The 7,550-nt window shown below is 33.6% G+C and carries 7 protein-coding genes; 1 reads left to right on the top strand and 6 read right to left on the bottom strand.

Annotation, left to right across the window (positions count from 1 at the left end):
- Window positions 1–13: 13 nt before the first annotated feature.
- Genes rodA through purH form a run of 6 tightly spaced genes read right to left on the bottom strand, consistent with a single transcriptional unit; the run spans window position 14 to window position 7,162 of the window.
- Window positions 14–1,270: a rod shape-determining protein RodA gene (rodA, locus tag ACH2BG_RS07170; RefSeq protein WP_395047024.1), complete on the bottom strand. Its 1,257-nt coding sequence runs from the start codon at window positions 1,268–1,270 to the stop codon at window positions 14–16.
- Window positions 1,271–3,211 (bottom strand): penicillin-binding protein 2, encoded by a 1,941-nt coding sequence (gene mrdA, locus ACH2BG_RS07165; protein ID WP_395047023.1) that lies wholly within the window; start codon window positions 3,209–3,211, stop codon window positions 1,271–1,273.
- Window positions 3,208–3,714, bottom strand: coding sequence for a rod shape-determining protein MreD (locus ACH2BG_RS07160; RefSeq protein WP_395047022.1), 507 nt, complete (start codon window positions 3,712–3,714; stop codon window positions 3,208–3,210). The genes mrdA and ACH2BG_RS07160 overlap by 4 nt, the downstream gene beginning before the upstream one ends.
- Window positions 3,707–4,537 carry a rod shape-determining protein MreC gene (gene mreC, locus ACH2BG_RS07155; RefSeq protein ID WP_395047021.1) on the bottom strand — a complete coding sequence of 277 codons (831 nt, stop codon included), beginning with the start codon at window positions 4,535–4,537 and terminating at the stop codon, window positions 3,707–3,709. The genes ACH2BG_RS07160 and mreC overlap by 8 nt, the downstream gene beginning before the upstream one ends.
- 10 nt (window positions 4,538–4,547) lie before the next feature.
- Complete coding sequence (locus ACH2BG_RS07150; RefSeq protein ID WP_395047020.1) at window positions 4,548–5,576, bottom strand: rod shape-determining protein; 1,029 nt, start codon at window positions 5,574–5,576, stop codon at window positions 4,548–4,550.
- A gap of 53 nt (window positions 5,577–5,629) precedes the next feature.
- Window positions 5,630–7,162, bottom strand: coding sequence for a bifunctional phosphoribosylaminoimidazolecarboxamide formyltransferase/IMP cyclohydrolase (gene purH, locus ACH2BG_RS07145; protein ID WP_395047019.1), 1,533 nt, complete (start codon window positions 7,160–7,162; stop codon window positions 5,630–5,632).
- Window positions 7,163–7,318: 156 nt separating this feature from the next.
- Between purH and ACH2BG_RS07140 the strand changes: the two genes are divergently transcribed.
- Window positions 7,319–7,550, top strand: a 232-nt coding sequence (locus ACH2BG_RS07140) for an ABC transporter permease (protein WP_395047018.1), incomplete at its 3' end; no start/stop codon positions are given.

The following is a 7,550-nucleotide window of genomic DNA, read 5'->3' as shown; positions in this document are numbered from 1 at the left end:
CTGGAATAGCTACTTACCATTCGTTTACTTTATTGGCATCCATTTTTATGAAAATGAATAGCAAAATGGTAAATCCCCACAAACTCGAACCGCCATATGACATAAATGGAAGCGGAACCCCAATGGTTGGAAAAATTCCCACTACCATAGATATATTTACAAAAAAGTGTGTGAATAATACGGCTGCAACGCCATAACCGTACACTCGACTAAATTTTGTTTTCTGGTTTTCGGCTAGATAAAGCACACGCAAAATTAGTCCAACGAAAAGCAAAACTAATACAAGTGAACCCACAAATCCCCATTCTTCGCCTACGGTTGTAAAAATATAATCGGTGTGTTGTTCCGGGACAAAATTTCCTTTGGTTTGTGTTCCTTCTAGAAATCCTTTGCCAATCCAACCACCCGATCCTATGGCAATTTCCGATTGGTTGGTGTTGTATCCAATACCGTCCATATCGACATCTTTCCCTAATAATATATTAAAGCGGTCGCGATGGTGTTGTTTGAATACGTTTTCGAAAACATAATCGACTGAAAACACAAAACCAGACATTAATACTAATACTATTGCACTTGCTATTATGTTTCGATTGATTCTTCTCGATTTAAGATAGTGTAATGCAATGCCTATAAAGGCTATTAAAATTACATATTGTGGCTTTATTACGAGTGTCATTACGAATAATACAGCCGCTATAAATCCTGTCCATAAATACCATGATGGCAATCCTTCTCTGTTTAGCACTAATATAAACATTATAAATATGAGCGCACTTCCTGGATCGGGTTGTGGTAATATTAATAGTATTGGCAATGCCATAATAAGTAAGGCAAGGATTTGATGTTTGATGTTTTTTAAGTTTACTTGACTATCGCTTAAATATTTGGCCAAGGCAAGTGCTGTGGCAGCTTTTGCAAATTCCGAAGGTTGCAATGTCATGCTTCCTATGGCATACCAGCAACGTTGTCCCGCAATTGTTTTTCCAAAAACAAATAATCCTGCAAGCAATATTAAGGAAGCTCCAAATATTACACTCGAGAATTTTTCGTAAAATTTAGAATCGATAGTTAGAATTACAATAATTAAAACAACATTTAGGCAAATGAAGATTAGTTGTTTTCCGTAATTTTGATTAAAATCGAGATAATATTCAGAATTTGAAGTCATATCTGCAGAATAGATATTCATCCAGCCAATTACTACAAGTGCTGTGTATATTGCAACGGTTATCCAGTCGATATTACTTGAAACGCTCTGATTTTTCATTTACGTTGTAGGTTTGCTTTTCTTAATAGAATCTAGTTTTTTTGTATTAATAACTCTTAAGATAGAATCTTTACGAACCTTAATTTTATACATCGAATCGAGATATTTTTTAGAAAATCGGTTGTATTCTCCCTGAAGACTAGTTTCCAAGACACGCTTTTCTCTATCCTTCATCAATACTTTTTTATTAATGTATTTTTCAAGCATTAAAGTTGTGATTGGACCAGCAACTGTCGAACCATAGCCCCCATTTTCAACCAAAACAGCAATAGCTATTTTAGGATTTTTTTTGGGTGCAAAAGCCACAAATACCGAATGGGGTTTTAACATTACTTGCTTTCCGTTTACTCGAGCAAAATTATCGGCAGTTCCTGTTTTTCCACAAATTTCCATTCCGTCTACTTTTAGAAAATAAGCAGTTCCTGTTTTAAATACTTCGGCCAAACCTTCAATAACTGGTTTGAAATATTTCTTATCGATAGTTGTTACATGTTTTGTTCTAAACTTGGCGTCTATTTTTTGACCTTTAATTTTTTTAATAATATGAGGTGTGTAATAATATCCTTCGTTTGCCACGATTGCCATCATGTTTGCCAACTGAATTGGTGTCATTAAAACTTCTCCTTGTCCTATCGAATTAGATACAGTTGCAGTAGATCTCCAACCACCATTTGGGTACATTTTTTTATAGGTTTCGGAAGTAGGAATCTTTCCTCTACGTCCTGTAGGCAAGTCATATCCCATAAACTGACCCATTCCAAAACTTTTTAGATGAGCACTCCAAGCATCTATTCCTTCTGTTGGGCTTGCATATTTATCTATGGTTCGCAAATAAGTATTTCCAAAATAAGCATTACAGGATTTTGCAATTCCCATGTGTAGTTTGCGCATGCCGCCGCCACAGTGACATCCCATAAATCTTCCACGACCGTAACTAAAACCATGTCTACATGCAAATGTACTTGACGTGTCTATTGCTTGCGATTGCAAACCTGTTAGAGCTGTTAAGATTTTAAAAGGTGAGCCAGGAGGGTATTCTGCTAATAAACTTCTATCGTATAATGGTTTTGCTAATGAATCGTTGTATAGTTTTGTATAGTTTCTAGAGCGTTGTCTTCCTACTAAAATCGCTGGATCGTAGGACGGAGCAGTAACCAAACATAAAATTTCGCCAGTGCTAGGTTCAATTGCTATGATTCCTCCACGTTTGTTTTTCATTAATGCTTCTCCGTATTTTTGAAGTTCAGCATCAATAGTCAATGTAATATCTTTTCCTTGCGCGGCAATAGTATCGTATTTCCCTTCTTTATATGGTCCAATTTCTTGGTTAAATCTGTTTCTTTGTATGTGTTTTACACCTTTTGTTCCACGAAGTTCGACTTCATAAGTTTCTTCAACTCCTTGTTTTCCTAGTAAATCTCCGCTTCTGTAATACGGATTTTGTTTTACTATGGCTTCATTTGCTTGGGTAATAAATCCAAAAACATTAGCTCCCGCAACTAATTGATAATCTCGTAGTGAACGTTTTTGAATATAAAATCCTTCAAACTTTCTTTCTTTTTCTTGGAAAGCGGCATATTCTAATTTGTTTAATTGTCCTAAAAATACCGATGGTAACATAGGGCTATAAACAACTGCTTTGTCTATTTTTTTTATAAAATCTTCTTTGGTAATGTTTAAAAGAGTACAAAACTCAACAGTGTCTATTTTTTTTATTTCTCTTGGTACTACCATGATATCATAAGACGGTTGGTTGGCAACCATAAGTTCCCCATTTCTATCATAAATATAACCTCGTTCGGGATAGTCATATTTAATTTTAATTGAAATGTTCTCAGATTTTAGTTTGAAAGTATCATCTATAATTTGCAAAAAAAAGAGTCTAGCAATGATGAAAACACCAGCAACTATAACTATCCCTGGAAGTAATGCCTTTCTCATCGTTTGCTTGGCTTAAATAAATAGATAATTAGGATACTCACTACTAATGTAAAGATGGTTGTAACAATCGTTCTTAGCATCGCTTCTAAAATAAAAGCAAATTTAAAATATTCTAATATAAATAGTATGAAATGATGTATAAGTACGGAAATGAATATAAATGTGAATCTTTCTGGCGAGAGTCTATCATTAATTTTAATCGTTTGATATTCATAACTTAAACCAAATGCAAATTTAAAAAATACTGGTCTTACGTAAGCTAAAATTAAGCAAGAAGTTGCGTGAACTCCTCCAGAATTTGTAAACATATCAACTGTTAATCCTAATAGAAAACTTGCTATTAATAACCCTGCTCGATTAGAGTTTACAGGATATAATAAAATAAATAGTATGTAGGGATACGGATTTATATAACCAAACAAATCGATATTATTAAAAATAACAATTTGTGCCGCAAGCAGGAAAATAAAACGAACGATATTTATTATCAATGCATTATTCATCAGCTTTGATTGTTTCTTTTTCTAGTTTTTTTATTTCGGCACTTTCTTTATTGGTAATAATATATACATGATTTAGATTAGTCATGTCGTTAAACAATCTTATGTTTAGTGTAAAATAATTTGTTTCGGTATCTGTATATATTTTGTCTATAATTCCAACTGGAATATTTTCAGGAAATATTCTGGAATTACCTCCAGTTACTATGGTATCTCCTTTTTTGACCGACGCTAATCTTGGAATTTCAATTAGTTGTACATACCCAGCATTCTTAGCATTCCATATTAAAGAGCCAAAATGGTTAGATTTTTTAACCTTGGCATTAATTTTGGATTTTACATTTAGGACACTTAGGATTGTCGCATATTTTGATGAAACTTTCTCGACAATTCCTACAATTCCCTGACTGTTTACCACACCCATATCTTCTTTAATACCTTGAAGAGAACCACTGTTTATGGTTAAATAATTTTCGGAAACGCCATAGGAATTATTGATTACTTTAGACTGAATTACATCTATCTTGTCATAACCTTTTAGACTGTCTTTTTTCAGAATTGTAGTACTGTCTTTCTGATTGAAAAGGATTTTTCGCAAAGTAGCATTTTCTTGTGCTAATTTATTGTTTTGTTCTCTTAGACTAAAATAAGTTTTTACTTCGCTCACTTTTTCAAAAACAGATCCAGTAAGTACGTTTGTCGAATTTACGACAGTACTTCTGTGGTAGGAATGAGATTGTATAGTTAGTGTTAATGAAGTTATCAAAAGCAGCAAAAACAGCAAACGCGTGCTGTTTTTAAATACAAAATTAATTATTTGCTGCATTTATACTTAATTATTTTAAAAGAATACTTCTATATTTTGTAAGATTTTTTAGTGCCATTCCAGTTCCACGAACTACTGCTCTTAATGGATCTTCGGCAATAAAAACAGGTAAATCTGTTTTTTGAGAAATACGTTTGTCTAATCCACGAAGCATACTTCCTCCTCCTGCAAGATAAATTCCTGTGTTGTAAATATCTGCTGCTAATTCTGGTGGTGTTTGTGATAATGTTTCCATTACAGCATCTTCAATACGTTGAATAGATTTGTCTAATGCTTTTGCAATTTCTCTCGATGACACCTCAACTTGTTTAGGTTTTCCGGTAAGTAAATCCCGTCCTTGAACTGACATATCTTCTGGTGGAGAATCTAAATCTTCGATGGCCGCACCTATTTCAATTTTTATTTTTTCGGCAGTCGTTTCACCCACAAATAAATTGTGCTGTGTACGCATGTAATAAATAATATCGTTTGTAAAAACGTCCCCCGCAATTTTAACTGATTTGTCGCATACAATTCCTCCAAGCGCTATAACTGCAATTTCGGTAGTACCACCACCAATATCGACAATCATATTTCCTTTAGGTTGCATAATATCGACACCTATTCCTATTGCTGCTGCCATTGGCTCATGTATCAGATAAACTTCTTTACCATTTACACGTTCAGCTGATTCTTTTACCGCACGCATTTCTACCTCAGTAATCCCAGAAGGAATACAAATAACCATACGCAAAGCTGGTGTGAATAACTTCTTTTGCAAAGCAGGGATACTTCTAATAAGCATTTTTATCATTTGCTCCGAAGCATCAAAATCGGCAATAACTCCGTCTTTCAATGGGCGAATGGTTTTTATGTTTTCATGGGTTTTACCTTGCATCAAACTGGCTTCCCTACCTACGGCAATTATCTTGCCCGAAATGCGGTCGCGAGCGACTATCGACGGGCTGTCTATCACAACTTTGTCGTTGTGAATAATTAGCGTGTTTGCGGTACCAAGATCTATCGCAATATCCTCGGTCATGAAATCAAAAAATCCCATATTCAGTCAGGGTTAAATTTATTTATATTAATTATTTAACAAAAGTAATAAAATTAATGTTTAAAATGACGAATTCCTGTAAATACCATTGCAACATTATTTTCATTGCAATAATTTATACTTAATTCGTCTTTTATAGAGCCTCCAGGTTGAATTACAGCTGCTATTCCAGCGTTTTTTGCAATCTCTACACAATCAGGAAAAGGAAAGAAAGCATCGCTTGCCATTACTGCTCCTTTCAAATCAAATTTAAAAGAAACCGCTTTGTGAATTGCTTGCGTTAATGCATCAACTCTCGATGTTTGTCCCGTTCCCGAAGCGCATAATTGTTTGTTTTTTGCCAAAACAATCGTGTTCGATTTTGTGTGTTTACAAATTTTTGATGCAAATAATAAATCTTCAATTTCTTCTTTAGATGGTGTTGTTTTTGTTGCGGTTTTTAAATGCGCTTCAGCATCGGTAATTAAATCTTTATCTTGAACCAAAATTCCGTTCAAACAACTTCTAACTGAAGTTTCTGGCAAACTCAATTCTTTTTGAACCAATATAATTCTATTCTTTTTTTCTTCTAATAAATCGATGGCATTTTCGTCATAACTTGGCGCAATAACTACTTCGCAAAATAATTTATTTATTTCTTCGGCTGTAGCCAAATCGATGTTTCCATTAGCGATCAAAACGCCTCCAAATGCTGATGTTGGATCGCCAGCCAATGCATCTAGATAAGCTGTTTTCATTGTTTTTCTTGTTGCAATTCCGCAAGCGTTATTGTGTTTTAAGATAGCAAATGTTGGCTCATCATTTTTAAATTCACCCATCAAATTTACGGCTGCATCTACATCTAATAAATTATTGTATGACAATTCTTTACCATGTAATTTTGTAAATATCTTATCGAAATCTCCAAAGAAAAATCCTTTTTGATGCGGATTTTCTCCGTAACGCAAAACGTCAGCTTTGGTTTCGCTGATTTTTAGAACAACTTCTTCTTTATTTGTATTAAAATAATTAAAAATTGCCGAATCGTAATGTGACGAAACATTAAAAGCTTTGGTCGCAAATTGCTTTCTTTGTTCTAACGTGGTTTGTCCGTTATTATTTGAAATGACATCTAAAAATAATGCATATTCATTTACCGAAGGGATAATTACGGTGTCTTTGAAGTTTTTTGCAGCAGCACGAATAAGTGAAATTCCACCAATATCGATTTTTTCGATAATATCAGCATCCCTTGCGCCTGAAGAAACTGTTTTTTCGAACGGATATAAATCGACAATCACGACATCTATTTGCGGAATGTCAAATTCTTGCATTTGCTGCACATCGGTTTCATTATCTTGACGATTTAAAATTCCTCCAAAAACTTTTGGGTGTAACGTTTTTACTCTTCCGCCAAGGATTGATGGATACGAAGTTACATCTTCTACAGGAACTACAGGTATTCCTAAATTTTTAATAAAATCTTCGGTTCCTCCAGTCGAGTAAATAGTAACGTTTTGTTGGTGTAATTTTCTAACGATTGGCTCTAGACCTTCTTTGTCAAACACTGAGATAAGTGCTGATTGGATTGTTTTTGTAGTATTCATTGTGTTGTTGTAGTTTATTTTGCAAAAGTAGTTTTTTTGTAATTAATTTTAAGTTAAGATTGTAACAAAAATTTAAAATTATACACCTATTAGTAAATTAATTTTCTGCTAGGTTTTTTAACAAGAATTAATCAATTTTACATTACAAATATTTCTATGATACTATATATACGATTGCTCAAAGAAAGTTTTAGTTTTGCTATGAATGCATTACTGAATAACAAACTGCGTACTTTGTTGTCATTGTTAGGTGTTACTATTGGGATTTTTTCTATTATAGCGGTGTTGGCTGCTGTCGATTCTTTAGACAAAAAAATAAAAGAAGATTTAAGCTCTCTAGATAAAAATTCTATTTATTTATTAAAAGACTCCTTTGGCCCAACTGAAG

The organism is Flavobacterium sp. (assembly GCF_043779715.1).
Lineage (GTDB): Bacteria > Bacteroidota > Bacteroidia > Flavobacteriales > Flavobacteriaceae > Flavobacterium.
The sequence above is the reverse complement of the archived record's forward strand: the minus strand, read 5'-3'. Positions and strand labels throughout refer to the sequence as shown.

Excerpts from the sequence above, each read along its gene's own strand:
- mreC (WP_395047021.1), bottom strand. The coding sequence starts at position 4,537 with ATGCAGCAAATAATTAATTTTGTATTTAAAAACAGCACGCGTTTGCTG.
- purH (WP_395047019.1), bottom strand. The coding sequence starts at position 7,162 with ATGAATACTACAAAAACAATCCAATCAGCACTTATCTCAGTGTTTGAC.
- ACH2BG_RS07150 (WP_395047020.1), bottom strand. The coding sequence starts at position 5,576 with ATGGGATTTTTTGATTTCATGACCGAGGATATTGCGATAGATCTTGGT.
- rodA (WP_395047024.1), bottom strand. The coding sequence starts at position 1,270 with ATGAAAAATCAGAGCGTTTCAAGTAATATCGACTGGATAACCGTTGCA.
- ACH2BG_RS07160 (WP_395047022.1), bottom strand. The coding sequence starts at position 3,714 with ATGAATAATGCATTGATAATAAATATCGTTCGTTTTATTTTCCTGCTT.
- mrdA (WP_395047023.1), bottom strand. The coding sequence starts at position 3,211 with ATGAGAAAGGCATTACTTCCAGGGATAGTTATAGTTGCTGGTGTTTTC.